Genomic DNA, 25,773 nt, shown 5'->3' with positions numbered 1-25,773 from the left:
TGGTCCAGACCAGGCCCAGCAGATTACGATTTTGTTATGGGCCAGAACTTCCTTCCAGACACGGTCAACCAGACGCTTCTGTTTCCACCCAGCCTTCACGACTGGCTACCTGACGGCCATTTGGCTCGTTTTGTCGTGGATGTGGTTTCGGCATTGGATCTTGAATCGATCTATGCTTCGTATCGCGAGAAGGATGGTCGCGGCCAGTCGGCTTATGCTCCGGAGATGATGGTTCGCCTTCTTTTGTACGGTTATGCCACGGGCGTTTACAGCTCACGCAGGCTTGAGAAGCATACCTGGGAAGACGTGGCATTTCGCTATCTTTCCGGCGACCAGCATCCGGACCACGCCACGCTGGCCGAGTTTCGCAAACGGCATCTGGCTGCGCTGTCCGAACTGTTCACGCAGGCCTTGTTGCTGTGCGCAAAAGCCGGTCTGGTTAAGCTGGGTCATGTGTCGATCGATGGAACAAAGATCAGGGCGAACGCCAGCAAGCACAAGGCGATGAGCTACCAGCGCATGACCGAGAGCGAGGCGCGCCTGAAGCAGGAAATCAACGCTCTGTTGGCTGCTGCGGAAAAAGCGGATGCCGACGAGGACGCGCAGTACGGCAAGGATCGGAACGGCGAAGAACTTCCCGACGAGTTACAGCGACGCGAGAGCCGGTTGCAGAAGATTCGCGAAGCGAAGCAGGCACTCGAAGACGAGGCCCGCGAGAAGGCTGAGCAGAAACTTGCTGAAGCAGAAAAGAAACAGGCTGACGAGGAAGAAGATCGTCGCGCGGGCAAAAAGAAACGTGGTCGCAAGTCGAATCCCCCTGATCCGGACAAGGCAAAACCCGCAGACAAGGATCAGCGCAACTTCACGGATCCGGAGAGCCGCATCATGCCGGATGGCGCCAATAAAGGCAGCTTTTTACAGGCTTATAATGCGCAGATCGCGGTCGATTCCATCGCGCAGGTAATCGTGGCCGCCGCGGTTACGCAGGAGACGAACGACAAAAAACAATTACTGCCGATGGTGGCACAGATCGAAAAGAATCTTGCCCAAAAGCCCGAGAAAGTCAGCGCTGATACCGGCTACTTCAGCGAAGCAAATGTGACCGACGCAACGGTAGCTGAAATCGACTTATACATCGCCACAGGCCGCGACAAACATAGTGATCCAACGGAGATAGCCTGTGGTGAAGCCCCGTCAGATGCAACGGCACGAGAACAAATGCAACATAAGTTGAAGACCGAGGCCGGACGCGCAGTCTACAAAAGACGCAAGGCGATCGTGGAACCGGTCTTTGGACAAATCAAGGAGTGCCGCGGTTTTCGTCGCTTCAGCATGCGCGGCAAACAGAATGTGAGCGGAGAGTGGAGGCTGGTGTGCGCGGTCAGCAATCTGTTGAAGCTCTTTCGCTCCGGATGGGCACTGCAAAACGCGTAAAAACAACGAAAGATCAGAATCCGAATCAGAGTCGCGCCTCAAAGATACGGTGCGGTAGAGAAAAACTGACAGCAACAGACAAATCCAGTACTGCGCAGCCAGGCCGACATCTCCTGCAAAAATCGCAAACGCTATGAGCGACAGACTCCTAGGGCTTTTCCTGTGCCGCGCACTTCCAGTCTGGTGGAACCGCAGCCGCTTACGGCTGCGGTTCCACCAGATGATGCGCAATGGAGAACAGCGCCAGTTCCAGACGGGTGGAAACGCCGGTCTTGTCGAAGATGTTCGACAGATGGCGCTTGATGGTCTCTTCGCTCAGGCTGAACTGTTTGGCAATGTCGCGGTTGGAGCAACCCTCGACGATGCAGCCCACCACTTCGAGTTCGCGTGGAGTCAGGCCGTAGGTCTTGTGCTGGGGCACGGCGGCCTGCTGCGTCAGCTCATGCAAAGCCGATACCAGATTGGCTACGCGTCGGCCACCAATCCAGTAATCGCCGCCAGCAACTGTGCGGATGGCACTTTGCAGATGCTCCGCCAACGCCTCCTTGAGCACAATGCCACGCGCGCCAATCTGCAGTGCCTCAATTACCTGCTGGGGGCTGATGGTTGAAGTCAGCAGAAGAATCTTGGCCGTGGACGGACCGCTCATGATAGCGCGGATCGTCTCCAACCCAGGCAGGCGGGGCATCTGCACATCCAGCAGCAACACATCGGGCTGCTGTTCGATGGTCTGGGCAATGGCTTCGTCGCCGTCACCCGCTTCGCCCACCACCAGAAAGCCGTCGCTCTCCTGCAGCATGCTGCGCACACCAATGCGTACAACGGGATGATCGTCGGCAATCACAATCTGTATCGGACGTTCCATCGATTTCCCAAACCTCCGCGGGAACCTCAGATGGTCAGGTTCGACTCCAGCATACGCTCCAGCCGTTGCGTGGCTGTACGCAAATCTTCGAGCAGCACCAAGCTGTCATCCAGTTGGTTACCGATACCCTCCAAGCGGGCGCCGATCTGTGCCGCTTCCTGCGCTCCAGCCATGCCGCAGCCGCCTTTGATGGCGTGGCCCTGCCTGCGCACTTCCGTCGGATCCTTGCGCTGAATGGCCTTTTCGATCAGCACGGCGCGCTCACGCAGATCGCTGACCACAGTTTGATAAAGCTCGCGCACGGCCCGGGGCGGCATTCTCTCCCGCAGCCGCGCCAGCGTTTCAGAATGGACAAAAGAAGCACTCGGGCTGGGCTCGTCGGCTGCTACGCGCTCCTTGCGCCGGGAGAGCAGATGGTCCAGATCCTCTACCGTGAAGGGCTTGACCAGCAGACCGTCGGCAGCCCCGATCACCCCAGCGGGCGGACGACTGGCGCTGATCACATAGACCAGAGCCTGCGTACGCTCACGGTAGGCGGCGATCAGTTCCACGCCGCTGAGGCCGGGCATCTGCGCGTCCATCAAGATAACGTCGGGCGCACACCCCTCACGCTCCAGCATCCGCAGTGAGCTTGCGCCGCTTTCGGTCGCATACACCTTGTAACCACTCATCGTCAGCAGGGCCATGGTCACTTCGCGGCTGACCGGATCGTCGTCCACCAGCAAGAGAAGGGGCAATCTGCTCTGCGCATCGGAACTCGGCATGGCTTCAGTGTGCAACGAGGAGGACGGAGGTGAGGTCGAAATTCAACGTCCTGTACCTGATGCGGCACGGGGCTTGCGGCAGAAAACGCGGGCCTATTGCGCGGCCGGCAGTTCCAGGACTGGAACCGGAGAGAGCAGGGGCCTTCAGGCCCCTGAATGAGGCAGCGCTACGGGATGGCCTTCAGCCTCGATGCATTGAGGGAAAGTCCGCTGAAGGGCAGGAAACAGCCTCAGCTCTTAGCTATCGTTCTCTACTCTCTGCTCTCTGTCCTCTGCTCTCTGTTTTCCCCAGCTGCGCCGGCAACGTTCCCACCGGAAAGGCCGTGGACTGGCGCACCACCAGGCGGGTTGAAATTGCCCACTCCTTCTGCGCCACCTTGGGATGATCCGGCTCAATGCCGGCCCGCAAAGCCTGAATGGCAGCCGTGGCCAGATCGCGGCAGGACATCTGTACGGTGGTCAACGGCGGCAGCATGAACTGCGCCAGATGAATATCGTCAAAGCCCACCACCGAGATGTTCTCCGGCACGTTCAGCGCCGTGTGATGCAGCGCATGCAGTACGCCGATGGCCGTCATGTCGTTGGAGCAGACGACGGCCGTGGGCAAATGCTCAAACACGATCAGCTTTTCCATTGCCGCCATGCCGCCCTCCATCGTGTGATCGCCTTCCACAATGTGCTCGGCTGGCACCGTCAGCCCCAGCTCGGCCATCGAGCTGCGAAAGGCGCCAAGCCGGGCTACCGCCGAACGCAACGCCAGCGGGCCACTGATGAAGGCAATGGAGCGATGGCCAAGCGCGGCCAGATGCTGCACCGCCTCACGAATGCCCTCGCCATAGTTCACCTTCAGCACACGGGCGTTTTCCTGGCTGGGGCCAGCATCCACAAAGACCTGCGGCAGTTGGCTCTGCTCCAGCAGCCGAACCAGTTGCGCCTCGTGGCCAAAGGTCATCACGGCCACGCCGTCCACGCTGCGCTGCAGCATACGCCGGACCACCGACTCGGTACGCGTCGGATCATGGCTGGTGGAGGCAATCAGAAGTTCGTAACCCTGCTCCACCGCCAGATTCTCAAATTCATGAATCAGCTCGGGAAAGAATGGGTTGGTGATTTCGCTGACAATCAGCCCCAGAATGTGGCTGCGCCCCGAAACCAGCGCGCGCGCCTGAGGATTGGGCACATAGCCAACCTCTTCCACCGCCTTCCAGACCCGGCGCGCCAACTCTGGATCCACCGTGGTGATGCGATTGACGGCACGCGAAACAGTGGCAATCGAAACACGGGCTCGTTTGGCCACGTCCCGAATGCTGACGACGGCACGACGGTTGGAGGGCTTTTTGCGGGGAACACTCATCTTGGGAAAGATTGTAACCTTTTCTCGGCGGAAGGAAAGAAGATAACGAGCAGAATTCATCCAAAAACCCCTTTAAAACAAGGATTTTCAGGCAGGAATTGTTTCCTTGGCAAAAAACAGAAGGACCTGAAAATGCGCCTCGTGGTAAGCGTTTCCTGGGAAAATCCCCCGTTGCTTGCTCGGTCAGCAAATGAATGACAAAAGCCAGTGACAAAAACAAAGGCCGCCCCTATGGGCGGCCTTGGCATTCACTGCTGTACTTATGCCTGGGTGGTGACAGCTGCCTGGGGGATGGCAGCCTGCACCGGAGCCTGAGCAACCGGCTTGGGCTTGGGCGGTTCCTTTTTGGACGGAGCCAGAATGGCGTGCAGAATCGTACCTTCCATGCGGGGCATGAACTCCACCACACCAGCCTCGCCAATGTCCTGGATCAGGCGGTTGATGATGTTGTAGCCCAAGTCGCGGTGGGCCATCTGGCGGCCGCGGAAGCGCAGGCTGGCCTTGACCTTGTCGCCCTCGGTCAGGAAGCGCACGGCCTGATTCTTCTTCGTCTGGTAGTCGTGCTCGTCCACAGTAACCGAGAACTTGACTTCCTTGACGGTAATTACCTTCTGCTTCTTCTTGGCAGCGCGTTCGCTCTTTTCCTTCTCATAAAGGAAGCGACCGTAATCCTGGATGCGGCAGACAGGGGGGACCGCATTCGGTGAAACCTCTACGAGGTCCAGACCGCGCTCCCGCGCGACACGCAGAGCGTCAAAGGGAACCATAATTCCCATCTGCTCACCGTTTTCGTCGATCACGCGGATTTCACGGGCGCGGATGCGATCATTGATGCGGATAAAAGACTTGGCCGAACGTTTGTCGAGTGCGATGGTACTCCTCCAATGGGGGCCCAGAGACGTTCAGCGGCGCAACTCTGCGCGACCTTGGTCCATGAGTCAATGCACACTGAGTATAACATTGCATGAATCCTCATGAACAAAGGGCTTTGCAAAGATTTTTGCCTCCGGAAAACCACTCTGAAACTGTCTGGCAGCGGACACTTCCTGCCATCCCGTCGCAACGCCCGCTCCTCTGCGCAAAAATCCGCTGGAATCAGGCAGATTCATGCTACTTTATAGAAAGGTAGAGAAAAAGGTAGAAAGGTTCCATGGCCCTGAGCATCAAATCCGCCGAAGCCGAGCAAAAGGTCAGAGCACTGGCCGCGCTCACTGGGGAGTCAATCACCCTGGCGGTGCTTTCTGCGGTGGAGGAAAAGCTCGGCAGGGAACGCCGCAAACGTCAGAACCGCCAATTGTTATTGGAAGAGATTCGCGCCATCAGCCATCGCTGCGCCGCACTGCCCACGCTGGACAAGCGCAGTGAAGACGAGATTCTGGGCTACGACGAGAACGGGATTCCGGCATGATCGTTGACGCCTCGGCCATTGTGGCCATCCTGCTGGAAGAGCCCGAGGGTCATCGGCTGATTGAGGCCATCTTCGATGCCGCACCGGCCAGCATGTCGTCCGCTTCTCAACTGGAAGTTTCGATGGTGCTGCTCTCCCGCAAAGGTGAGTCAGCGTTGGAAAAACTGGATGCTCTGCTTCTCCGCCTGCAGGTTCAGATTGTCCCCTTTACCGAACTTCAGGCGCGGTTGGCCCGGGAGGCCTTCCGCCGCTACGGCAAGGGCCGCCACCCGGCCGGGCTGAACTTTGGCGACTGCATCAGCTATGCACTGGCCCGGGAAACGGCGGAGGAACTACTCTTCAAGGGAACCGACTTCAGCCAGACCGACGTACTTGTGGCGCAATACTGAACATCAGGCAGATTCGGCTTCCAGGCTACCTTCCGTGGTCAGACCACGCACGCGGGCATTCACCAGATGGTTGGCAGCCAGAGCCCCCTCCAATTCCATGGGCACAAAATTCTCGCTCAGCGCGGCCGTACGGCCCAGCGCCGCCACCCGCGCCGGTGTGCGCAGGGTAATGGCCCGCAGCGTACGTCCCACGAAGCGGGCCCGATGCGCGGCCATCTTTTCTGCCGCTAGCACTCGCAGCGCCGCCATCCGTTCTTCAACCACCCCGGCAGCAACCGGAGCCGCTGCATGCAATGCCTCGCCAGGGGTTCCGGGACGCGACGAAAACGGAAACAGGTGCAGATAGCCGAAGGGAAGCTGGCGGATGAGGGCGGCCGTCTCCTCGAACTCCGCATCGGTCTCGCCGGGAAAACCCACCATTACGTCGGCTCCCAGCGTCAGATCCTCACCTGCAGCAGCCAGCAGTGCTTCAACCTTCTGCACATAATGCCAGGGGCGATAGCGGCGATGCATGCGACGCAGCACGGCGTCGGAGCCGGACTGCAGCGGCAGATGCACGTGGCGGGCCAGGCGGCTGGAGCCATACTCCTGCATCAGCCCGACCAACTCCGCATTCCAGTCCATCGGCTCAATCGAGCTCAGACGCAGGCGGGGCAGCGGCGTTTCTGTGAAGATCCTCCGCACCAGCCACGCCAGCGAATGGCTTTCGCCGCCATCGCGTCCCCAGCGGCCCAGGTTAATGCCGCTCAGCACCAGCTCATTGCCGCCTGCGGCGATAAAACCCTCCACCTGCTTCAAGACGGCAGCGCTCGGCAAACTTCGAGACGGACCCCGGGTGGCCGGAATCACGCAGAAGGTGCAGTGGTTCGAGCAGCCCTCCTGAATCTTCAGGTTAGGCCGCGTCTGCTCACCCGGCGTCACCTGATCCTCTTCCAGGAACGAATGGGCAAAGGCATCATCAACTACCACCTGCGGTGGGGCCACTACCGCTTGCGCGGTTGAAGGTTCATGCTGACTGCGGCTCCCCTGTGGTTTAGCCGACTCTATCTGTACAAGTTCTTTTGCGGAAGCAATTTGCGCAGGCTCCAGAAGGCCACGCACCAGCCCCGGAGCCAGCGCCTTGTGGCTATTGCCAATCACGGCGGCCACGCCTTCCATGGCGGCCAGTTCTGCGGGAGCGCGCTGGGCATAGCAGCCGGTCACCACGATGCGGGCCTGCGGATTCTGGCGATGGGTGCGGCGAATGAAGGCGCGAGCCTCACGATCGGCCTCCGCAGTTACGCTGCAGGTGTTCACGATGACCACATCGGCCTCGGCGGCCTGCTGCAGGCAGTGCCCGGCGGAGCGCAACTGAGCGCTGATCGCCTCGCCATCGGCGCGGGCGGCACGACATCCAAAATTCTCTACAAAAAACTCAGCCACAGATTCAGTGTAGGCTAGAGCAAAATCAGAGTAAACGTGCCCTTTCCGAGAGCATTCAAAGGGGCCTTTTTCTGAAGAAAAGCCCCTCGCATCGATCTAAAAACTCCACCCTCCAGGCAGAAATATTCAAGCCACGGGGAGCGCGCATTCAGAGAGCGGAATGCTCTGCAGACGTCTGAGAAAATAAGCACATAGGATCAGAAAGATTCAGTCAGGAATTATTTTAAATAACGAAACTTATACCACCTCCGCTATACTGTGGACTGACCACCTTAGAAGCGTTTCCTGGCCACGTTACCGATGACTGAATCTGCCGCAGAGTTTTCACAAGACGCAACCAACCTGCCAGACGCTGGCGCGGGCAGCACGTGGCGCATCATCAGCTTCGTCTATTTCACCTTTATCTGCTACATGTCCATCGGCTTACCGCTGGCCGTACTGCCGCCCTTTGTGCATTTGAAGATGGGCTACAGCGCATGGTTGGCTGGACTGGTGATCAGCATTCAGTATGTGGCTACTCTGGTCAGCCGCCCCTGGGCAGGACGCATTAGCGACAGTCTGGGTGCCAAAATTTCCGTAATCTGGGGCATGAGTTTTTGTACCCTGAGCGGCGTACTGCTGGTGCTGGCCGACGTGGCCGGTCACATTCAGTGGCTGAGCCTTTCCGTGCTGGTACTAAGCCGTCTGGCGCTGGGCTTTGGTGAAAGCCTCGGTTCCACCGGCTCCACGCTCTGGGGCATTACCGCCACCGGGCCGGAGAACATGGCCCGGGTGATCGGTTTTAACGGCATCAGCACCTATGGAGCCATGGCAATTGGTGCTCCGCTGGGCGTTCTGCTCGACCAGTACTGGGGACTCTCCTCGCTGGGTCTGTTCACTATTCTGATCGGAGCCGTCAGCCTGATTCTGGCCGCGCGCAAGGATCCAGTGCATGTAGTGCCGGGCGAGCACATGCCCTTTACTGACGTCATGTGGCGGGTATTTCCGCACGGCATGGGACTGGCGCTGGGCGGCACCTGCTATTCGGTTCTGGCCACTTTTGTCACCCTGTTTTACGCCAGCCGCCACTGGGGCGGCGCGGCACTCTGCCTCACCTCATTTGGCGCGGCCTTCATTCTGGCCCGCATCTTCTTCATCCAGACCATCAACCGCTACGGCGGCTACCCGGTGGCCATCGTCTGCCTCGCGGTCGAGTCCTTCGGTATGCTCCTGCTCTGGCAGGCAAATATACCGTGGATGGCGCTGGCTGGTGCGTTCTTTGCCGGTCTGGGCTTCTCAATGGTCTTTCCCGCCATTGGCGTGGAGGCCGTGGAGCGCGTCTCCGAGCAGAATCGCGGTACGGCACTGGGCGTCTACACTGCCTTCTCCGATGTGAGCTTCTTCCTGGTTGGACCCGTAGCTGGAGCCATCATTGGCGCATTCGGCTACGCCAGCGTCTTCCTGTTCGCACTGCTGGCCGTCCTCACGGCTCTTACCATCGTGATTGTGCTGCGGCGGCAGGCGGCGAAGAACAGCTAAAGCAACTTTTAGAGTCCCCCGATAGGGGATCCGTACCCCTCTCGCCTTTAGACGACGGGGAGTACCAGGCTTGTAGGTGTGGAAGACTACAGGCCTGGCAGCCACACGGTGTGGGATTGTAAATATCACGTGGTGTGGACGGCGAAATACCGGTATGAAGTTCTAGGCGGAGATGTAGGGTAGCGCTGTCGAGAATTGCTTCGCGAGATCGTGCAGAGTATTGAATTGGTAATCTACGCAGGGTCAATCAACCGGGACCATGTGCATATGCTGATCGGCATTCCACCCAATGTGTCCGTGTCGCGGGCTGGAGGAGGCAGCTATCAGTTTTCTACTGTTTTGGATGCATCTCCAAATGCGAGGGACCCGGGGAGATGCACCCGGAAAGCTTCTGACCGCTATTTTCGGGCAGAAAAAAGGCTGTACCGGCCTGTGTAAAAGCCGATACAGCCTTTTTCTGCCCGATGAGCTAAAAGCTAGCAGCTAGAGGCTAGCAGCTGCTTTACCGATTCTCGTTTCCCGTCAGCCGGAAGGTGATGGTGCCCCAGAAGAGGCGGGCGCGCATCTGCACGGGCAGGTGGCGTTCGTCGTCGGTGTACCAGATCCAGATGTTGCCACGGTTCTTGACGACACCAGCGTCGGCGGTTGGTTCCACGCGGATGGTCTTAAAAGTGCCGAGCGGGGTCTTGATCTCTTCGCGACCTTCTACCTTGAGCGTGACGGGCACGATGCGCTGGGCGTCCACCACCGGCAGAACAACGTCATGGCCCACTTCAAGGGGCAGGGAGGAGATGTAGAAGACGCCGGTCAGCAGATCGGTCAGGCAGCCCTGCACCGGGGTTTCCATGTGCTTGGTCTGGCCGGAGACCTGGTTCTTTTCGTCCATGATGGACTTGCCCTGCGCATAGTCCAGTCGCTGGGTGCTGTTCATCTGACGGCGGCCCTCGACGGTCTGCTTGTCGAAGCCGTAGGTGCAGCCCTTCTGCCGGTCAAAGGTGGACTGGAAGTGGTCGCTGACGTGGAAGAGCATGTTGATGGCGCCGACGGTATCGGCGTTGGCCGAAATCCGCTCGCGGTCACCATTCGATTCAAAGTGCAGCACGGTGGTGCCAGCGGGAAAAACCCGCCAGTCCACCGAGTAGGTGAGCGTCTGGCGCTGCGGAAAGCTGAAACCAGCCCGAGGTGTGGGCAATTGCGGAGCCTGGGCCTGGGCGGGCATTGCAGCCGCCAGGAGGAGGGCGCAAAAAAGTCCAATCAAATGCATGCGCTTGTTCAAGCAGCCAGACTCCTTCAGTTCGGTATGTGTATTCAATCCGGGGGACCGTTCGGGCAATCTTATCGTGCCAGATGCAATACCGTCACAAAGACCGGTCGCAAACATTCCAGACACAGGTAAAGCAACACAACGCCTATAGCAGCATTGTACTCGCGGTGTTGTCGGTAGAGGACAAAGGAAAAACTGCCCTTCTGGCTCTCATCGGCCGGGTTCTGCCCGATGTGGGCTGGCGTCAGGCGCGGAAGCAGGCGGGGAACCTGACGGCAGTAGTCGTCAAAACCGGCAAAGGCCGAGCGCAGGAACTTTTCCTCGCCAGCAATCACCGGAATGTAGATGAGGGCAAAACCGCAAGCCAGTACTGCGGCCACGGCCCAGCTTTCAATGGCAACGGCAAAGCCGGCGGCCATCAGCATGGAACCCAGATAGAGCGGGTTGCGGGTGTGAGCGTAGGGGCCGGTGACGGCCAGCTCGGCGTTCTTTTTCACGTAACCCGAAGCGTAGGCGCGCAGCCACAGGCCGGGCAGTACCAGCAGCAGGCTCCACAGCACAGCAGAGGGCCGGGGCGCATGACGCCACAGCTCCGCTACGTAAAGGGCGGCCGTCAAAAAACCCAGCGGAACGCGAATCCGCTTGGCCACCTTCTGCCACCACTGCATGGAGCAGAATTCAGGATGAGAGGTTTGCGGGGTCATACGTGCGCCTCAAGGGGAAGAAATTCACTGGCGGCCTCAAGCACCTGGCCGGGATCGATGGTCAGCAGTCCGGCCTCGGGATCGGGCAGGCGGGTGTGGTCGCGGCGGCTGAGCGGACTGCGCAGCACGCGATAGGGCACACCGTAGGGACCGTTGCGGCTTGGATCCGTGGGGCCATAAATGCCCACCACAGGTTTGCCCAAAGCGCAGGCCAAGTGCAGCGGGCCTGTATCGCCAGCAATGCACAGGTCAATGCGCCGGGTAAAGGCGATCAACTGGTCCAGCGTGGCCGAAAGCGGCTTGGCGCGGCCCTCGGTGGCCAGGGTAATCTGTTGGGCAAGCTGTTCTTCATTGGGGCCAAAATTGATAAAGACGCGCTGGCCGCGGGCGATCAGATCCTGCGCCACGGCGGCATAGCGCTCGATGGGCCAACGCTTGGCTCCCCAGCCCGCGCCTGGATTCAGCAGCACCACAGGGCCTTGGCTTTCGGACAAGATCTGGTCAGCCCAGGCCTCGCTGGCCGGATCGACGGGCAGTTGGGGCAGGGTGTGCTCCAGCTCATCCGCAGCAATGGCCATGGCCAGCTCGATGTCCTGCTCAATAATGTGCGTGCCGGTGGTGGGCACTTTCTCGTTGAACATCCAGCGAGCGGCTTTTTCGCGCGGTACAGCCTCGCCAATGCGGCGGCGGCAGCCGGTCATGCGGGCCAGCAGTGAGCTGCGAATTGCTCCCTGCAGATCCAGAACCGTATCGTAGCCAACCGAGCGCATGTCATGACGCAGCAGGCGCAGGCCTTGCAGAGTTTCCGAACTGAACGGAGCCTTGCGCCACAGCTTGGTGGCAGCAAAATGCAATCGGTCCACAACGGGGCGTCCCGTGCCGCGCCCTTGCGCGCCGGGAGCCGACAACAGCGCCCGCCAGCGCGGCTCAACAGCCCAGTCGATTACCCAACTGGGATGAGCCTCGCGCAGCGCTGTCACTGCCGGAAGTGCATGAAGAATGTCGCCCATGGCCCCAAGCCGGACCACAAGGACTCGATAGCGTGTCTGCATCTGTCTAAGGACTGATTTTCTCACAGGCGGCGTATTGGTGCTGGCGGGGGCAAGAGCGGAAGGGGATCAGGGATCCGAACGCTCGTTGATTTCAGGCAGAAGTGCCCCCGGCGATCTGCGTCTTCATTCCCTGTTGCGCCAGCAGGCGCACGGTTTTGCGATCAAAGGAAACAAAGGTTTCGCCGCCCATCCAGGCGCCCTCATACGCGATGGCTCCATCGGCAAAGTCGCCGCCTGCGGCCAGTACGCGTAATCCTGCCTGTATTGTAATGCTGTTTTGCATTACTTGGCGCAGTATTGATGGTCGGCGGCCGCTGATTTGAGCGCAATGAAATGCGCGGATTTTGCTGCCGAGTGACTTTAGTCGCTGCCCCGCTTTTCGGATCGTCCTACTCTCGTTTCATCCGGTTGTCTCAGGAAGGGATCCAACATGTTCTGTTATCAGTGCGAACAAACCGCCAAGGGCGAGGGCTGCCAGACGCTGGGCGTCTGCGGCAAGGATGAAACCACGGCTACGCTGCAGGATCTGCTGCTGGAAGTCGTCAAGGGCATTTCCATGTACGCGCACCGCGCCCGTCAGGTGGGTGCAGCTGACCCCGAGGTGGACGCCTTCACCATTCAGGCCGTCTTCGCCACCCTTACCAACGTCAATTTCGATCCTGAGCGGCTGGTGGAGCTGATTCAGCAGGCGGAGCAGGTGCGTACCTCCGCCCGCGACCTTTATGAGAAGGCTGCCGTGGCTGCCGGTCAGCTCCCCGTCGAACTCGGCGGTCAGGCTGCCCTCAAGCCGGCCGCGACGTTGGACGCAATGCTGGCGCAGGGCAAGAATGTTCTGCTGCCCGCCCGCTTCCTGAGTGAAGGCAAGGAGATTGCCAACCTGCGGGAGCTGGTGCTTTACGGCATCAAGGGCGTGGCCGCCTATGCTGCCCATGCTCTGGCGCTGGGCGCGGGCGATCCGGCCAGCTTTGCCAAGGTTCATGAGACGCTGGACCTGCTGACTCGTCCGGTGTTGACTGCCGATGAGTTGCTGGGCGCGGCTCTGGCCGTGGGCGAGCTGAACTACCGCGTGATGGAAGTGCTCGACCACGCCCACACCGAGACCTTTGGCCATCCGCAGCCGACGGCCGTGCGCATCCATCCGCGCAAGGGCAAGGCGATCCTGATCAGCGGCCACGATCTGCACGATCTGTACGCGCTGCTCGAACAGACCAAGGGCACCGGCATTCAGGTGTACACGCACGGTGAGATGCTGCCCGCCCACGGCTATCCCAAGCTGAAGGCCTTTGAAAATCTGGCAGGAAACTACGGCGGCGCATGGCAGGATCAGGCCGATGAGTTTGACGCCTTCCCGGGCGCAATCCTGATGACTTCGAACTGCATTCAGCAGCCCAAGACCAGCTACAAGGGCCGCATCTTTACCGCTGGCCCGGTGCAGTGGCCGGGCGTGGAGCACATCAGCGGCACGGACTTCAGCCTGGTGATTGCCGCCGCGCTGGCGGCTCCTGGCTACGAGGAAGACGGCCCCGACGATACGATTACCGTGGGCTTTGCCCACAACGCCGTGCTCTCGGTGGCCGACAAGGTAATCGACGCCGTGAAGGCGGGCGCAATCCGCCGCTTCTTCCTGGTGGGCGGCTGCGATGGTGCCCGCTCGGGCCGCAACTACTACACCGAGCTGGCGGAAAAGATTCCCGCCGATTGCATCATCCTGACGCTGGCCTGCGGCAAGTACCGCTTCAACAAGCTGGATCTGGGAACGCTCGGTGGCTTGCCTCGCCTGCTGGATATGGGGCAGTGCAATGACGCCTACTCCGCCCTGCAGGTGGCTCTGGCCTTGGCCAAGGCCTTCGAGTGCGGCGTAAACGATCTGCCGCTCTCGCTGGTGCTCAGCTGGTATGAACAGAAGGCTGTGGCTGTATTGCTGACGCTGCTGCATCTGGGCGTGCGCAACATCCGCATCGGACCGACGCTGCCGGCCTTCCTCTCGCCCGACGTGCTCAAGCTGCTGGGCGAAAAATTCAACCTGATGGCCATCACCACGGCCGATGCTGATCTGGCCGCCATGCTGGGGTAAAAACAGCTATCAGCTTATTGTGCAAATTGAGGCTGTATCGGCTTTTACTCAGGCCGGTACAGCCTTTTTTCTTGCGAATGAAAGCAGTGTCGGGTGCCCTGGGTCCCGATTCTGGAGTCCGGGAAAGGCCATGCACTCGATGTGCAGGTTCCCTCACCGCGTGGACTGAATATGCCTCAGACCGTTTTTTTGTTCGAAGGGGGGTGCTCTACGCTTTTACAGCCCAAGTTCTGCGTGTGATCCCAGTCGGACCAAGTCGAGCGAGAAACTATCTGGCACGGCATAGATCAGGATCAGGTCCGGCCGAATGTGGCAGTCCCGATAGCCGTCCCAGTTTCCGGTCAGTGCGTGGTCCCGACACCCGGTAATGGTTGGTCCAAGGCAAGATTCCGAACCACCGAGACAAAATTTTCAGCCAGGAAGACTCGATACTTGCCTTTGGACTCGCGTTTTAAATCTCTTTTGAAAGTGGAAGTTTGTCTAATCTGCCGCATCGATCACCGCTTGCAGGTCGTCGAGCGTGGTGGGCTCCAACTTGCCTGCACGCGCATCCTTCATGGCCGCGATGGTGGTTTCATTGGGAATCAGAGGCTCAAAGGGCAGGGCCTTCTCGCGGGCCACACGGGTAAGCATCAAGCGCACAGCGTCTGAAACGGTAAGTCCTATGGCCTCCAGCACGATTGCAGCTTCGTCCTTGATCGTGCCATCTATCCGCGTTTGTACCAGAGCATTCGCTGCCATACCGCACCTCTGAATTACATTGTAATACGAATCCAGGTGTAGGTCTGCCACACGCAAAGCTCAGCTGAAAGCTGACAGCCGTCTTTAGCCGAGAGCGGTTTTCCAGGCCTCCCGCCTTAGCTGGTCCTGGTAGTAGATGCTGAAGGCTGTGATGTAAGCCCCCATGGTGAGTGCCATGAACAGGAACAAGGCAACCAGCAGTACAATGCCAGCCACGCCCAGCGCCACAAAGCCCAGAAACTGCGGCAGCGGCATGGTGGAGGCAATCAGTACGCCCAGCAGCACCAGTGCCGCCAGCAGCAACTCAAAGATCAGAAAAACCGCGTAGCTGATGGCATAGATCACCAGCGTGGCCAGAAAGATCCAGCCTCGCACGCCACGCGTTAGCCGCCAGCTGCGTTGCACTGCCTGCCACGCGGTCAGATTTTCATTCAAACTGGCCGGATAGCTGAACGAGAGCCAGAGCATCAGCATGACCACGCACACCATCACCGCCAGATAAAGCAGCATCAGCAGCGGGAAGAGCGGCAGAATGATTCCCGTGTTCTGCGGTTGAGCGTGAATGGACATAAAATAAGCGCCTGCGCCCAGCCCCATCAGAAGAACGAAGAGCAGCAGCGGAGCCAGTGCAATCACCATGCGCAGCGCGGCCAGACCCAGGTAGCGCCCCATTTTGTCCCACGCCATTTGCCAGGCATCGTGGGCCGTGGCCGGAGCGTCGGCGTTCAGTCGCAGCGCGGCATAGCTCAGAGCCGCTTCGTAGAGGGCGAAGATCATCAGAATCGGAATCGTGCCCAGCGCGAAGATGCTCATCAGGCTGCCCAGAACCGCAAGGGTAGGGGGTGGAGCACCCTTGGCGGTCAGTCCCGGAAGCAGCGTGAAAACTCCCACCAGCATCAGCGTGTAAAAGGCGAGCATCACGCCGAGTGGCATGGCGGCAATCGCAACATAGGTGCGGAGGTTCTCTTTCAGCAACTGGAAGAGGCGCGTAAGCACCTGGCCGAAGCCAAGGGCGACAAAGCCCGGCGCTGGAGGCAGTGTGGGCGTCAGCCCAGTCAATTCGCTCATGGTGGAGTCCTGGTGGGCCGCGAAGGAATGGAATCTATGTGTATGGAACGCTCTGCCTGAGCTGGTTCAGAGTGATTCCTCCGGACTTGCTCCAGATTGTTCCAACGGCTTGGCCAAATTGTAGATCAGGGAGCGTGAAAAGCCGCTGAAAAAGAGCGCCGAAGGGCAGGAAAGTCGTGAAGAAGGCAAGGGATTGCCTTCAAAAAAGAAATGCGGGACCGGTTGCGCGGTCCCGCAGGCGGAGCGAGGGGTTTATCCCATGAACATGCCGCCGTTTACATCCAGCGCCACGCCGGTAATGTAAGCGGCTGCATCGCTGGCCAGGAAGGCCACCGACTGGGCAATTTCAACGTCCGAGCCCGGACGGCCCAGCGGAATGGTGGCCATCATGGCGGTGCGCTGCTGCTCGTTGAGCACGGCCGTCATGGGCGTCTCAATGTAGCCCGGTGCTACGGCATTCACTGTGATGCCGCGCGAGGCCACTTCGCGGGCCAGCGAGCGGGTCAGTCCGATCAGGCCCGACTTGCTGGCAGCGTAGTTCACCTGCCCGGCTTGGCCAGTGCGGCCCACCACGCTGGCAATGTTGATGATGCGGCCCCAACGGTTCTTCATCATGGGGCTGATGAGGGCCTGCGTCAGCAGGAATGCGCCGGTCAGGTTGGTGCCCAGAACGTCGTCCCAGTCAGCGCGCTTCATGCGCATCATCAGGCCGTCGCGGGTGATGCCGGCGTTGTTCACCAGAATTTCAACCTTGCCGAACTGCTCCAGCACGGCCTTGGCGCCGGTTTTGATCGACTCTTCGCTGGAAACGTCGAGCGCAAAGGCCGCGGCCTTGCCGCCAGCAGCTTCAATTTCTGCCACCACTTCGGCGAGTTTGGCCTGGTTGCGGGCCGCCAGCGCCACCGTGGCTCCGGCCTTGGCCAACTCAAGGGCGCAAGCCCGGCCGATTCCCTGGCTGGCTCCGGTTACCAGCGCAATTCTTCCCTGCAATCCCGTCATGTTTTCCTCGTTCGGCGCTCTGCTTGCTGCAGAGGCCACCGCATACGATTGTAAATGCGTGCGGGTCCGGCTTCAGAGCAAGGAAAAAGGGGCCATCGGGCCCCTGTTTTTTCGGTTTTTCCAGATCTAAGCCTGTCGCAGCTTCTTTTCCATCTCCAGCAGATGTGCCAAAGCCTTTTCCGGGCAGATGTGCCGCTTCTCTACCAGCACAAGTTCTTCTTCCGTCGCCACGCTGGTGGCCACGGTCATGAAGCAGTCCAGACAGCGGGTGTTATAGCTGCCATTTTCGTTTTGGGTACGGCTGTACATCGTCTTGAGCAATCACTCGCTTGCTTTAAGGATTGTTTGATGCTAGGAGTCTGTCGCTCATAGCGTTTGCGATTTTTGCAGGAGATGTCGGCCTGGCTGCGCAGTACTGGATTTGTCTGTTGCTGTCAGTTTTTCTCTACCGCACCGTATCTTTGAGGCGCGACTCTGATTCGGATTCTGATCTTTCGTTGTTTTTACGCGTTTTGCAGTGCCCATCCGGAGCGAAAGAGCTTCAACAGATTGCTGACCGCGCACACCAGCCTCCACTCTCCGCTCACATTCTGTTTGCCGCGCATGCTGAAGCGACGAAAACCGCGGCACTCCTTGATTTGTCCAAAGACCGGTTCCACGATCGCCTTGCGTCTTTTGTAGACTGCGCGTCCGGCCTCGGTCTTCAACTTATGTTGCATTTGTTCTCGTGCCGTTGCATCTGACGGGGCTTCACCACAGGCTATCTCCGTTGGATCACTATGTTTGTCGCGGCCTGTGGCGATGTATAAGTCGATTTCAGCTACCGTTGCGTCGGTCACATTTGCTTCGCTGAAGTAGCCGGTATCAGCGCTGACTTTCTCGGGCTTTTGGGCAAGATTCTTTTCGATCTGTGCCACCATCGGCAGTAATTGTTTTTTGTCGTTCGTCTCCTGCGTAACCGCGGCGGCCACGATTACCTGCGCGATGGAATCGACCGCGATCTGCGCATTATAAGCCTGTAAAAAGCTGCCTTTATTGGCGCCATCCGGCATGATGCGGCTCTCCGGATCCGTGAAGTTGCGCTGATCCTTGTCTGCGGGTTTTGCCTTGTCCGGATCAGGGGGATTCGACTTGCGACCACGTTTCTTTTTGCCCGCGCGACGATCTTCTTCCTCGTCAGCCTGTTTCTTTTCTGCTTCAGCAAGTTTCTGCTCAGCCTTCTCGCGGGCCTCGTCTTCGAGTGCCTGCTTCGCTTCGCGAATCTTCTGCAACCGGCTCTCGCGTCGCTGTAACTCGTCGGGAAGTTCTTCGCCGTTCCGATCCTTGCCGTACTGCGCGTCCTCGTCGGCATCCGCTTTTTCCGCAGCAGCCAACAGAGCGTTGATTTCCTGCTTCAGGCGCGCCTCGCTCTCGGTCATGCGCTGGTAGCTCATCGCCTTGTGCTTGCTGGCGTTCGCCCTGATCTTTGTTCCATCGATCGACACATGACCCAGCTTAACCAGACCGGCTTTTGCGCACAGCAACAAGGCCTGCGTGAACAGTTCGGACAGCGCAGCCAGATGCCGTTTGCGAAACTCGGCCAGCGTGGCGTGGTCCGGATGCTGGTCGCCGGAAAGATAGCGAAATGCCACGTCTTCCCAGGTATGCTTCTCAAGCCTGCGTGAGCTGTAAACGCCCGTGGCATAACCGTACAAAAGAAGGCGAACCATCATCTCCGGAGCATAAGCCGACTGGCCGCGACCATCCTTCTCGCGATACGAAGCATAGATCGATTCAAGATCCAATGCCGAAACCACATCCACGACAAAACGAGCCAAATGGCCGTCAGGTAGCCAGTCGTGAAGGCTGGGTGGAAACAGAAGCGTCTGGTTGACCGTGTCTGGAAGGAAGTTCTGGCCCATAACAAAATCGTAATCTGCTGGGCCTGGTCTGGACCAGGACCTCGGGCAATTCTATGGGCGACAGACTCCTAGATGGGACATTTCACTAAAGTTTGTGATTCTTGTCACATGGATCTGTGATCTTTCAGGCGCAGGTTTCCTGGCAGAAACCTGCTGGCCTTTGTCTAGAGCTTGGTGAACTGATTTGGATTGCGTTGCAGCTGCCAGCAGGCCGGCTTGCCGCCCTGCGCAAACAGGGAGCGGGAGCAGGGCTGATCGCTGCTGCCCTGGTAGTCGTATTCGGTGCGCGAGTCCTTGAGCGGAATGGCCAGAAAGCGGTTGATTGTAACCGTGCTGGAGGGCGAGCCGCGCAGCAGGAAGATGGCCGAGTCGACCGCGTATACCGCTAAAAATGCAAGCACCAGCACGGCTGCGCCGCGCACCAGCCAGCGAAGAATCAGACTTCCCATCCAGTTCTCTTTTCGTGGATCAGAATCGAAAATGCTTTGTACCTAAGCATAAATCCAGCTCAAAGTCGGAAGGCCAGCCCTAGGGCTGGCCTTCCGACTTTGCGGTTAAAGGAAGAGCTAGAATCTGACCGAGGCGGCGCGCGGCGAAATACCGCTTAGTCCGGCGGCGCGGCTTTCGGCATAGGCTGCGGCACCCAGCAGGGCGCAGCGGCTTTCCAGAATGATGCGCACCGGCATGTTGACCAGCATTTGGCTCAGGCGCCCCTTGTCGGTGAAGGCGCGCAGGAAGGTGCCGTCCTTCAGCTTTTCCAGAATGCGCGGAGCAATGCCGCCGCCCACGTAAAGACCGCCTACCGAAAGCACGGTGAGCGCAATATTGCCAGCCTGTGCGCCAAAGGCGGAGACGAACATATCGAGCGCGTGCTCACAGAGGCTGTTTTTGGCCTTCAGGGCGCAGTCGGTAATTACGGCGTTGGGGTCTTCGTTGGACAAGCGCTCGGTCAGCCAGGCGGGTTCTTCCATGCCGCGCACGTCGCGCAGGAACTCGTAGCAGTTGGTGATGCCCTGGCCGCTGACCACGCGCTCACTGCTGACGCGACCGTTGTACTTCTGGCGCAAAAAGCGCAGCAGGTCGAACTCGTCCTCGTTGCGCGGTGCAAAGTCGGCGTGGCCGCCTTCGCTCGGGTAGGGCTCATGGGAGCGGCCATCCCAGATCAGAAAGCTTTCGCCCAGGCCGGTGCCGGCCGAGATCAGGGCGCGGTTGCCAATCTGGCTGGAGTCGCCATCGCTCAGCGTGTAAATCTGCTCGGGGCCCAGCTCGGCAATGCCATAGCCGTTAGCCTGCAGATCGTTGATCAGAAATACATAGTCAATCTTCAGCGCGACGCTCAGTTCGCGGCTGTCCAGCGTCCACGGCAGGTTGGTCAGGCGCAGACGTCCGTCGCGCACCGGCCCCGGCACGCCAAAGCAGGCTGCCGTGATCTTTTCCGAAACCACAAATTCGCGGACGATCTCTTCCAGACCCGTGTAATCCTTGGCCGGAAAAATTCTGTCCCGCAGGTATTTCAGTTCGCCGTCGGTGAAGTCGTAGAGCGCCAGGTGAACTTTGGTGCCTCCCACATCGCCTGCAAGAATCATGCTTTCCTCTCGATCAGGCCTTCGCCGTTTCCTGCTGTGGCAGAAAGAAGGCGGGCCGCATCCTTGTCCAGGAGCAACGCCAGTATACCTCCAGCCGGACGGATCAACTGACTGGGAAGACGATCCACATCGCGCTCGCCCATCCAGACGCTGCGCACGGTTTCTGCCTTGTCTTTTCCGCTGATGAGAAAGAATACCTCGCGGGCCTGATTGATCACCGGCCAGGTGAGCGTCAGCCGCCAGGTTTCCTTTTGTGGAACATGGTTGGCGGTCACCAGCGAAGTCAGGTTATAAATCGCTTCAGTGTTGGGGAAGATGGATGCCGTGTGGCCGTCAGGCCCCATCCCAAGCGCCAGCACATCAAAGCACGGCAGCTCGGCTCCCTCCAGCCGGAAGCTGTTACGCAGCTCCGATTCGTAACGGGCGGCGGCCACTTCCGGGTCCAGCTCGCCTTCCATGCGGTGAATCTGCTCAGGGCGCATCGGCACGTGGTCCAACAGTGCCTCCCGCGTCATGCGGTAGTTGCTCTCGGCGTGGTCGGGGGGAACCATACGCTCGTCCACCCAGAAAATCTCCAGCTTTTCCCATGCAATGCGGGCGCGGTAAGGCTGGCTGGGATCGGCCAGCAGCGCAAAAACCGCCTTGGGCGTTGAACCGCCGCTCAGGGCAACGCGGGCCACCTTGCGGGTTGTCACCGCTGCTTCAATCTTCAGGGTTAGATACTCTGCCGCTTTTACAGCCAGCGCGCGGGCGTCTGCCTCCACACAATAACGAATCTGCAATGAGCCTGCCATCGGTCTCCTCGGGGAATGGATTGTCTTTATTGTGATTGAAAGCAGCGGCTTGTGGCTTTATTTTTCACGGGTTATGGAAGCAAAAACAAAAATCCCCGCCGGGGCGGGGATTTTTGTTTTTGAACGCTGCTTGAAGCTATCGGCCCAGGTACTCGCGGTACTGGGTTTCCAGCACCCCAGCCGTACGGGCGAGTGCCAGCTTGGCCAGGTTGTACTGGTAAAGGCTCTCCACCAGATTGCTCTCGGCTGAGGCGAGGGAGGCTTGCGCTGTCACCAGCGGCAGATTGTCGTCTACGCCAGCGCTTACGCGATCGGTTTCGTCGCTCACGGTGCGGGTGGCCAGTTCTACGTTCGAGCGGGCTACCTTGACCAGCTGTTCAGTTGCGTCCACGTCCAGAAGAGCGGTGCGCACCTGGGCGTCGATCTGGCCGCGCAGGTCTTCCAACTGGGCGCGGGTGGCTTCCCGCTGGGCTCCGGAGGCGTCAATTGCGCCACGCAGACCGGCTTCGCGAAAGAGCGGCATGCTGACCGTGCCGACGGCGGCAAAGTTGCCGCGTGAAGCCACGTCGGTTACCTTGCTGACGGCGTAGTAGCCGTTGAAGCTCAGGCTGGGCAGGCGCTGGTAGCGGTAGGCCTGATGGATGGCCGTATTCTCCACCATCTGATTCTGCAGGCTCTTGTAGTCCTGGCGGCTTTTGAAGGCCACGGCGCGCACTTCGGCCGGGGTTTCAGAGGCCAGTTCGTTGTAGGGGGCCGGGTCCGTCAGCTCGATCTTCTGCCCCGGATCCAGGCCGATTTCGCGCTTGAGCAGGATCTGCTGCTTTTCGTAGGCGTTTTCGGCGGCGATCAGTGCCTGCTGGCGGTTTTTGAGTTCCACCTGGGCACGCAGCTCGTCCAGATTGGCGGCCACACCGGCTTCATGCGACTCATGGGTCTGACTGGCCAACAGTTCGGCCTGACGCACCAGGGCGCGAGCGTTTTCAATCTCGCTCTGGGCGGCAATCACGTGCAGGTAGGCCGCAGCCACCTGCTGCACCACCTCTTCGCGGGCCTTCATCCTGTCGTAGTAGGCAGCTTTCTCGGCGGCGCTGGCGCCCTTGAAGGCTGCAATCACCGGACCGGAGAAGAGCGTCTGGCTGTAGAAGATCTTGCCTTCGGTCAGTTCATCGTGCGTAACGGGAGAAAACCCGGCAAACGAAGTGTCCAGCAGCTTGGCGAACTCATTGATGGCTCCTGTACTGAAGCCGTTCTGCACCAGGTTGTACTGATGGGGCCCCGTGCTGCCGTTGAGCACGATGGTGGGCAGAAAGTACTGCTCGGCCTCGTTCTTCTGGCCGTGCAGATACTTCTGCTGGCTTTCAGACTCCTTCAGGCCAAGGTTGTTCTTCAGGCCGCGGCTGACAGCCTCGTCAAGCGAGAGCTTCAGCACATCGCCGGTGGCCGGAGCCGCCGTCACGCTGCCGTAGAAGGGATTCTGGGCCGAAGTGGGGTTCTGCGCCAGGGCAATAGAGCCCGCGCCCGCCGCCATGGCCAGGCAAAGAGTAGCCCCCAGACGGGAGCGAAGTGAAATATGAAATAGCATGCTCACAAATCCTATTCTCTCAGATGCAGCGCTGAAGGCAAGGATTCAGAAGGTTTTTTCTGGGAGGAAGTACCGAAACAGAGATCAGAGACCAGAGAACAGGGACCAGAGAGCGGAGAGCAGAGGACAGGGCGTTTACTGACCTTGCCACTGAATCCCGGGCCTCTGCCCTCTGTCTCGCTACCGTTTCAGCAAGTCAATCGGCTGGGTGAAGTCTGTGACACGCCAGTGCTTAGCTAGCGTAGGATGCTGCTGCTGAAAAGCCACGTACATTTCCCAGGCCACACGGCGGTAACTGAAGTGGCCGGCCGGACCGGAACGCAGTTCGCTGATGTACTGGGCTTCGGCAAAGTCCATTTTGAAGAGCGAACGGCAACGGGTGGCCAGCGGCAGCAGGTAGAGCGCCGACGAGGCCGCCTCGGGGGCTGCTCCGGCGGCAATTTTGTTGCTAGCCGCGTGGGCTGCGTCGATGGCCGACTGGAACTGGCTGAGCATGCCGGCCTCGGCCAGCAGGTTTACGTCAGCGGCCAGATCGCCGTTGGTGGGCGTTTCGTAGCCGTGCGCCGTGGTAAAGCCCTGCACAATCTGGGTGCAGCGGCGATGGCGGTGCATGTCACGGAAGCCGCCAATGTCCATCAGAATGTCAAAGCGCAGCTCAGCTCCGGCGTGGAAGGCGCGAAGGGCTTCGTCGTGGCGGCCCCGATGCTTCAGGCCCAGTTCAACGATTTCGCTGACCTGAGCTTCCGGCAGGCTGGCCAGCAGATCGCGGATCTGGCGGTAGCTGTGGTGGCTGACCGAGTAGAGCAGCGTTGCCGCCAGCTCCACTTCCAGCGATTCCGTCTTTTCAACGAGGTCCACACCTGCGGAGGGCAATCTTTCGGACGAGAGCGGTGCCAGGATCTCGCTAGCCGCCAGCCGCAATTCAGCTTCGGTGGCTAGCAGGTACTGGTTGGGCTGGGCGTACTTGACCAGCGTAGGCGCGCTGTGGACTTCGTGGTTCAGGTCGGGGCTGGCATTCCAGGCCGGACCGGTGGCGGCGTCCCGCAGTTTGGCAGCCAGGTCGCGAATCTCGGCCGTGGGGCTGGAAAGCAGGCGGGAAACCTGGGTCTCCAGCGTGCGGGCGCTTACGATCTGGCCGAGGGAGGTGTTGGTGGCCAGCGGCAGCAGGTAACGCCCCACGTCAAAGGCGCGGGCCTTGAGCGTGCGCTCGTAGGCGTCGGGATTGGTCCCCTCCGGGCAGGCAATGCGGCGGCGCAGGGCCTCGAAGACGGCTCCGGTGGTCTGCTGGTAGGTGAAAAAAAGATGCTTGATGGTTTCGGCATAAAGCGTTGCTGAGTCCGAATCCTCACCAAAATCAGGAAGATACCAGCCAGATTTGAGGAAGTTCTGGTAACGGGTGGAGCGTTCCTGCCCGTCCCAGCGCTGCTCGTCCACCAGATCGATGGCGGCCAGCAGGCTCAACCGCTCAATGGCCATGGCAAGGTGCGCCAGATCGGCAATGGAGCGGTGGCCATACTGAAAATAAAAGGTGTTCAAGAACTGTTCGGCGCGCTGGGCGCTGATTTCGGCAATCGACTCACGCAGGCTCAAGGCTGAGCGCGAATATTTGGCCATGGCATAGGCCAGAACTTCGGGATCGGCGCCGTGAACGGCGAAGACGTCGGTCTGATTCCGGGCTTCGGGGGGTAAAAAAGATTTGCTGGACATTCTCAATCTCTAGCGAACAGAATACGGCATTGGGTCCTGCTGTGGACTTCTTACTGTGCAAGCTGCTGGGCCAATTACGTCGGCGTGGGTAACAAAGCGAAGACAAAAGGCGTCCAACCCAGCAGCGTTTCGGAAATGGCCCTGCCGGGGCAAGTGGCGGCGGGGTATTCATGATTTTGCCGTACAACCGCCGTACACTGGCAGGGTACGGCTATAGCAAATCCGGAATTGGTGTAGCGGAAGTTGATGAGGTAAAGCGCCTTTTTTCCCAAGAAAACGGCACCCTGCACTCTCTTTCAGACTGCCCGGTCATTCTGAATTTGCTCTAGGATTGCACATGCGGGAATACCAGATTCGCACGTCGTTTCGGCCACGTCCGCTGCCCTCGGGGCGGTGGGTGCTGCGTCAGCGCTGGAACGATCTTTTGTTTGCGCACTGGCCGGTTCCTGAAGCGCAGATGGCCGCCTTGTTGCCCGACGGGCTGGATGTGGATACGCATCAGGGCATGGCGTGGCTGGGTATTGTGCCCTTCTGGCTGGACCGCCTGAAGGTGCATGGTCTGCCGTCGCTGCCCGGCGTGCGCCGCTTCCCTGACCTGACCATGCGCACCTATGTGCGGGATCGCACCACGGGCACCACCGGAACCTACTGCTTTTCCATCGACGCCAGCCAATTGCTGGCCGTTACGGCGGCACGCTTCTTCATCAATCTACCCTACCACTGGGCCGAGATGAAGTTGGAGCAGCGCTCCGAGCGCGAATTTTCCTTCTTCAGTCGCCGCCGCTTTGTGAGTGAACCGGTCGTTTTTCAGGCGCGCTATCGAGGGCTGGGCCCCAGCAGCCGCACTGCCGAGCACTGCTCTGGCTCCTTTGAGTACTACATGAGCGAGCGCAACTGCCTGTTCACCCTGAACCGCTCCGGCCAGCTGGTGCGCTCCAATCTGCACTCGATTCCATGGCCGCTTGAAGAGGCTCAGGCCGAGATTGAGCAGAATGATCTGGCCGCCAGCATTGGCCTGCACCTGCCCGCCACGCCGCCCGTGCTGCACTACTCGCGCAGGCTGGCCCTCTACATCTGGCGATCGGAGCTGGTGCATCCGGTACTGGCCGCCCGGCCGGTGACGGTGGCGGTTTCGCCGTCGGGGTAG

At 59.6% G+C, this 25,773-nt stretch carries 25 protein-coding genes and 2 pseudogenes; 7 read left to right on the top strand and 20 right to left on the bottom strand.

Features of this window, described 5'->3' with window-relative positions; genetic code table 11:
* Positions 1 to 36 precede the first annotated feature (36 nt).
* Positions 37 to 1,434 carry an IS1182 family transposase gene (locus tag ACOBR2_RS04295; protein ID WP_420236173.1) on the top strand — a complete coding sequence of 466 codons (1,398 nt, stop codon included), beginning with the start codon at positions 37 to 39 and terminating at the stop codon, positions 1,432 to 1,434.
* 199 nt (positions 1,435 to 1,633) lie between these two features.
* On the opposite strand, the gene ACOBR2_RS04290 is transcribed toward ACOBR2_RS04295, so the two are convergent.
* From ACOBR2_RS04290 to infC, 4 genes and pseudogenes are all read right to left on the bottom strand, one after another.
* A complete protein-coding gene (locus ACOBR2_RS04290) occupies positions 1,634 to 2,299 on the bottom strand; it encodes a response regulator (protein WP_420238821.1) in 666 nt (221 codons plus the stop codon).
* Between the two features lie 26 nt (positions 2,300 to 2,325).
* Positions 2,326 to 3,063, bottom strand: coding sequence for a response regulator (locus ACOBR2_RS04285; RefSeq protein WP_420238820.1), 738 nt, complete (start codon positions 3,061 to 3,063; stop codon positions 2,326 to 2,328).
* 241 nt (positions 3,064 to 3,304) lie between these two features.
* On the bottom strand, positions 3,305 to 4,417 hold the full coding sequence (locus ACOBR2_RS04280; protein WP_420238819.1) for a LacI family DNA-binding transcriptional regulator: 1,113 nt from the start codon (positions 4,415 to 4,417) through the stop codon (positions 3,305 to 3,307).
* Between the two features lie 338 nt (positions 4,418 to 4,755).
* Positions 4,756 to 5,289 (bottom strand): annotated as a pseudogene (infC, locus tag ACOBR2_RS04275) (translation initiation factor IF-3); the annotation flags it as partial.
* A 278-nt stretch (positions 5,290 to 5,567) separates the two neighbouring features.
* On the opposite strand from infC, the gene ACOBR2_RS04270 reads away from it, so the two are divergent.
* A complete protein-coding gene (locus ACOBR2_RS04270) occupies positions 5,568 to 5,825 on the top strand; it encodes a type II toxin-antitoxin system VapB family antitoxin (protein ID WP_420238818.1) in 258 nt (85 codons plus the stop codon).
* Entirely contained in the window at positions 5,822 to 6,214 is a 393-nt protein-coding gene (locus ACOBR2_RS04265) for a type II toxin-antitoxin system VapC family toxin (RefSeq protein ID WP_420238817.1), read from the top strand. The genes ACOBR2_RS04270 and ACOBR2_RS04265 overlap by 4 nt, the downstream gene beginning before the upstream one ends.
* A 3-nt stretch (positions 6,215 to 6,217) precedes the next feature.
* Here ACOBR2_RS04265 and mtaB read toward each other — a convergent pair whose 3' ends face one another.
* Positions 6,218 to 7,636, bottom strand: coding sequence for a tRNA (N(6)-L-threonylcarbamoyladenosine(37)-C(2))-methylthiotransferase MtaB (gene mtaB / locus ACOBR2_RS04260; RefSeq protein ID WP_420238816.1), 1,419 nt, complete (start codon positions 7,634 to 7,636; stop codon positions 6,218 to 6,220).
* 300 nt (positions 7,637 to 7,936) lie between these two features.
* Here mtaB and ACOBR2_RS04255 point away from each other — a divergent pair, with 300 nt between their 5' ends.
* The gene (locus tag ACOBR2_RS04255; RefSeq protein ID WP_420238815.1) at positions 7,937 to 9,154 is read left to right on the top strand and encodes an MFS transporter; all 1,218 of its coding nucleotides are present in this window, start codon (positions 7,937 to 7,939) and stop codon (positions 9,152 to 9,154) included.
* Positions 9,155 to 9,232: 78 nt separating this feature from the next.
* Positions 9,233 to 9,592: pseudogene (gene tnpA, locus ACOBR2_RS04250) on the top strand (IS200/IS605 family transposase).
* A gap of 64 nt (positions 9,593 to 9,656) precedes the next feature.
* On the opposite strand, the gene ACOBR2_RS04245 reads toward tnpA, so the two are convergent.
* The 4 genes from ACOBR2_RS04245 to ACOBR2_RS04230 form a co-directional block, all read right to left on the bottom strand.
* Positions 9,657 to 10,373: a DUF3108 domain-containing protein gene (locus ACOBR2_RS04245; RefSeq protein ID WP_420238814.1), complete on the bottom strand. Its 717-nt coding sequence runs from the start codon at positions 10,371 to 10,373 to the stop codon at positions 9,657 to 9,659.
* A 116-nt stretch (positions 10,374 to 10,489) separates the two neighbouring features.
* The gene (locus ACOBR2_RS04240; RefSeq protein WP_420238813.1) at positions 10,490 to 11,122 is read right to left on the bottom strand and encodes a methyltransferase family protein; all 633 of its coding nucleotides are present in this window, start codon (positions 11,120 to 11,122) and stop codon (positions 10,490 to 10,492) included.
* The gene (locus ACOBR2_RS04235) at positions 11,119 to 12,174 is read right to left on the bottom strand and encodes a glycosyltransferase family 9 protein (RefSeq protein ID WP_420238812.1); all 1,056 of its coding nucleotides are present in this window, start codon (positions 12,172 to 12,174) and stop codon (positions 11,119 to 11,121) included. The genes ACOBR2_RS04240 and ACOBR2_RS04235 overlap by 4 nt, the downstream gene beginning before the upstream one ends.
* A gap of 91 nt (positions 12,175 to 12,265) precedes the next feature.
* Positions 12,266 to 12,457 (bottom strand): hypothetical protein, encoded by a 192-nt coding sequence (locus ACOBR2_RS04230; protein WP_420240055.1) that lies wholly within the window; start codon positions 12,455 to 12,457, stop codon positions 12,266 to 12,268.
* A gap of 147 nt (positions 12,458 to 12,604) precedes the next feature.
* Between ACOBR2_RS04230 and hcp the strand changes: the two genes are divergently transcribed.
* Positions 12,605 to 14,248: a hydroxylamine reductase gene (gene hcp, locus ACOBR2_RS04225; RefSeq protein WP_420238811.1), complete on the top strand. Its 1,644-nt coding sequence runs from the start codon at positions 12,605 to 12,607 to the stop codon at positions 14,246 to 14,248.
* 216 nt (positions 14,249 to 14,464) lie between these two features.
* Here the strand turns inward: hcp and ACOBR2_RS04220 are convergent, their stop codons facing one another.
* The 11 genes from ACOBR2_RS04220 to ACOBR2_RS04170 form a co-directional block, all read right to left on the bottom strand.
* Entirely contained in the window at positions 14,465 to 14,593 is a 129-nt protein-coding gene (locus tag ACOBR2_RS04220) for a type II toxin-antitoxin system mRNA interferase toxin, RelE/StbE family (RefSeq protein ID WP_420239973.1), read from the bottom strand.
* Between the two features lie 135 nt (positions 14,594 to 14,728).
* Entirely contained in the window at positions 14,729 to 14,989 is a 261-nt protein-coding gene (locus ACOBR2_RS04215; protein WP_420238810.1) for a type II toxin-antitoxin system RelB/DinJ family antitoxin, read from the bottom strand.
* 84 nt (positions 14,990 to 15,073) lie between these two features.
* A complete protein-coding gene (locus ACOBR2_RS04210; RefSeq protein WP_420238809.1) occupies positions 15,074 to 16,057 on the bottom strand; it encodes a hypothetical protein in 984 nt (327 codons plus the stop codon).
* A gap of 252 nt (positions 16,058 to 16,309) precedes the next feature.
* Positions 16,310 to 17,056, bottom strand: a complete 747-nt coding sequence (gene fabG / locus ACOBR2_RS04205) for a 3-oxoacyl-[acyl-carrier-protein] reductase (RefSeq protein WP_420238808.1) — start codon at positions 17,054 to 17,056, stop codon at positions 16,310 to 16,312.
* Between the two features lie 126 nt (positions 17,057 to 17,182).
* Positions 17,183 to 17,365: a hypothetical protein gene (locus tag ACOBR2_RS04200; RefSeq protein ID WP_420238807.1), complete on the bottom strand. Its 183-nt coding sequence runs from the start codon at positions 17,363 to 17,365 to the stop codon at positions 17,183 to 17,185.
* A gap of 194 nt (positions 17,366 to 17,559) precedes the next feature.
* Positions 17,560 to 18,957, bottom strand: a complete 1,398-nt coding sequence (locus tag ACOBR2_RS04195; RefSeq protein ID WP_420236173.1) for an IS1182 family transposase — start codon at positions 18,955 to 18,957, stop codon at positions 17,560 to 17,562.
* A 164-nt stretch (positions 18,958 to 19,121) separates the two neighbouring features.
* Positions 19,122 to 19,406, bottom strand: coding sequence for a hypothetical protein (locus ACOBR2_RS04190; RefSeq protein ID WP_420238806.1), 285 nt, complete (start codon positions 19,404 to 19,406; stop codon positions 19,122 to 19,124).
* Positions 19,407 to 19,523: 117 nt separating this feature from the next.
* On the bottom strand, positions 19,524 to 20,543 hold the full coding sequence (gene glk, locus ACOBR2_RS04185) for a glucokinase (protein ID WP_420238805.1): 1,020 nt from the start codon (positions 20,541 to 20,543) through the stop codon (positions 19,524 to 19,526).
* A complete protein-coding gene (pgl, locus tag ACOBR2_RS04180) occupies positions 20,540 to 21,337 on the bottom strand; it encodes a 6-phosphogluconolactonase (protein ID WP_420238804.1) in 798 nt (265 codons plus the stop codon). Before pgl ends, glk begins: the two co-directional genes overlap by 4 nt.
* A 136-nt stretch (positions 21,338 to 21,473) precedes the next feature.
* Positions 21,474 to 22,919, bottom strand: a complete 1,446-nt coding sequence (locus ACOBR2_RS04175) for a TolC family protein (protein WP_420239972.1) — start codon at positions 22,917 to 22,919, stop codon at positions 21,474 to 21,476.
* A gap of 180 nt (positions 22,920 to 23,099) precedes the next feature.
* Positions 23,100 to 24,626: an FAD-dependent thymidylate synthase gene (locus ACOBR2_RS04170; protein ID WP_420238803.1), complete on the bottom strand. Its 1,527-nt coding sequence runs from the start codon at positions 24,624 to 24,626 to the stop codon at positions 23,100 to 23,102.
* Positions 24,627 to 24,963: 337 nt separating this feature from the next.
* Here ACOBR2_RS04170 and ACOBR2_RS04165 point away from each other — a divergent pair, with 337 nt between their 5' ends.
* Positions 24,964 to 25,773 (top strand): YqjF family protein, encoded by an 810-nt coding sequence (locus ACOBR2_RS04165; protein ID WP_420238802.1) that lies wholly within the window; start codon positions 24,964 to 24,966, stop codon positions 25,771 to 25,773.

Origin of the sequence: Telmatobacter bradus (assembly GCF_048629425.1) — a bacterium.
Taxonomy (GTDB): Bacteria; Acidobacteriota; Terriglobia; order Terriglobales; family Acidobacteriaceae; genus Telmatobacter; species Telmatobacter bradus.
Note: the sequence above shows the minus strand (reverse complement) of the source record. Positions and strands in the feature narration are given on the sequence as shown.

Bases quoted from the DNA above. Each gene is read 5' to 3' on its own strand.
- ACOBR2_RS04295 (WP_420236173.1), top strand. From the start codon at position 37: ATGGGCCAGAACTTCCTTCCAGACACGGTCAACCAGACGCTTCTGTTT.
- ACOBR2_RS04290 (WP_420238821.1), bottom strand. From the start codon at position 2,299: ATGGAACGTCCGATACAGATTGTGATTGCCGACGATCATCCCGTTGTA.
- ACOBR2_RS04285 (WP_420238820.1), bottom strand. From the start codon at position 3,063: ATGCCGAGTTCCGATGCGCAGAGCAGATTGCCCCTTCTCTTGCTGGTG.
- ACOBR2_RS04280 (WP_420238819.1), bottom strand. From the start codon at position 4,417: ATGAGTGTTCCCCGCAAAAAGCCCTCCAACCGTCGTGCCGTCGTCAGC.
- ACOBR2_RS04270 (WP_420238818.1), top strand. From the start codon at position 5,568: ATGGCCCTGAGCATCAAATCCGCCGAAGCCGAGCAAAAGGTCAGAGCA.
- ACOBR2_RS04265 (WP_420238817.1), top strand. From the start codon at position 5,822: ATGATCGTTGACGCCTCGGCCATTGTGGCCATCCTGCTGGAAGAGCCC.
- ACOBR2_RS04255 (WP_420238815.1), top strand. From the start codon at position 7,937: ATGACTGAATCTGCCGCAGAGTTTTCACAAGACGCAACCAACCTGCCA.
- ACOBR2_RS04245 (WP_420238814.1), bottom strand. From the start codon at position 10,373: ATGCCCGCCCAGGCCCAGGCTCCGCAATTGCCCACACCTCGGGCTGGT.
- ACOBR2_RS04240 (WP_420238813.1), bottom strand. From the start codon at position 11,122: ATGACCCCGCAAACCTCTCATCCTGAATTCTGCTCCATGCAGTGGTGG.
- ACOBR2_RS04235 (WP_420238812.1), bottom strand. From the start codon at position 12,174: ATGCAGACACGCTATCGAGTCCTTGTGGTCCGGCTTGGGGCCATGGGC.
- ACOBR2_RS04230 (WP_420240055.1), bottom strand. From the start codon at position 12,457: ATGCAAAACAGCATTACAATACAGGCAGGATTACGCGTACTGGCCGCA.
- hcp (WP_420238811.1), top strand. From the start codon at position 12,605: ATGTTCTGTTATCAGTGCGAACAAACCGCCAAGGGCGAGGGCTGCCAG.
- ACOBR2_RS04215 (WP_420238810.1), bottom strand. From the start codon at position 14,989: ATGGCAGCGAATGCTCTGGTACAAACGCGGATAGATGGCACGATCAAG.
- ACOBR2_RS04210 (WP_420238809.1), bottom strand. From the start codon at position 16,057: ATGAGCGAATTGACTGGGCTGACGCCCACACTGCCTCCAGCGCCGGGC.
- fabG (WP_420238808.1), bottom strand. From the start codon at position 17,056: ATGACGGGATTGCAGGGAAGAATTGCGCTGGTAACCGGAGCCAGCCAG.
- ACOBR2_RS04200 (WP_420238807.1), bottom strand. From the start codon at position 17,365: ATGTACAGCCGTACCCAAAACGAAAATGGCAGCTATAACACCCGCTGT.
- ACOBR2_RS04195 (WP_420236173.1), bottom strand. From the start codon at position 18,957: ATGGGCCAGAACTTCCTTCCAGACACGGTCAACCAGACGCTTCTGTTT.
- ACOBR2_RS04190 (WP_420238806.1), bottom strand. From the start codon at position 19,406: ATGGGAAGTCTGATTCTTCGCTGGCTGGTGCGCGGCGCAGCCGTGCTG.
- glk (WP_420238805.1), bottom strand. From the start codon at position 20,543: ATGATTCTTGCAGGCGATGTGGGAGGCACCAAAGTTCACCTGGCGCTC.
- pgl (WP_420238804.1), bottom strand. From the start codon at position 21,337: ATGGCAGGCTCATTGCAGATTCGTTATTGTGTGGAGGCAGACGCCCGC.
- ACOBR2_RS04175 (WP_420239972.1), bottom strand. From the start codon at position 22,919: ATGCTATTTCATATTTCACTTCGCTCCCGTCTGGGGGCTACTCTTTGC.
- ACOBR2_RS04170 (WP_420238803.1), bottom strand. From the start codon at position 24,626: ATGTCCAGCAAATCTTTTTTACCCCCCGAAGCCCGGAATCAGACCGAC.
- ACOBR2_RS04165 (WP_420238802.1), top strand. From the start codon at position 24,964: ATGCGGGAATACCAGATTCGCACGTCGTTTCGGCCACGTCCGCTGCCC.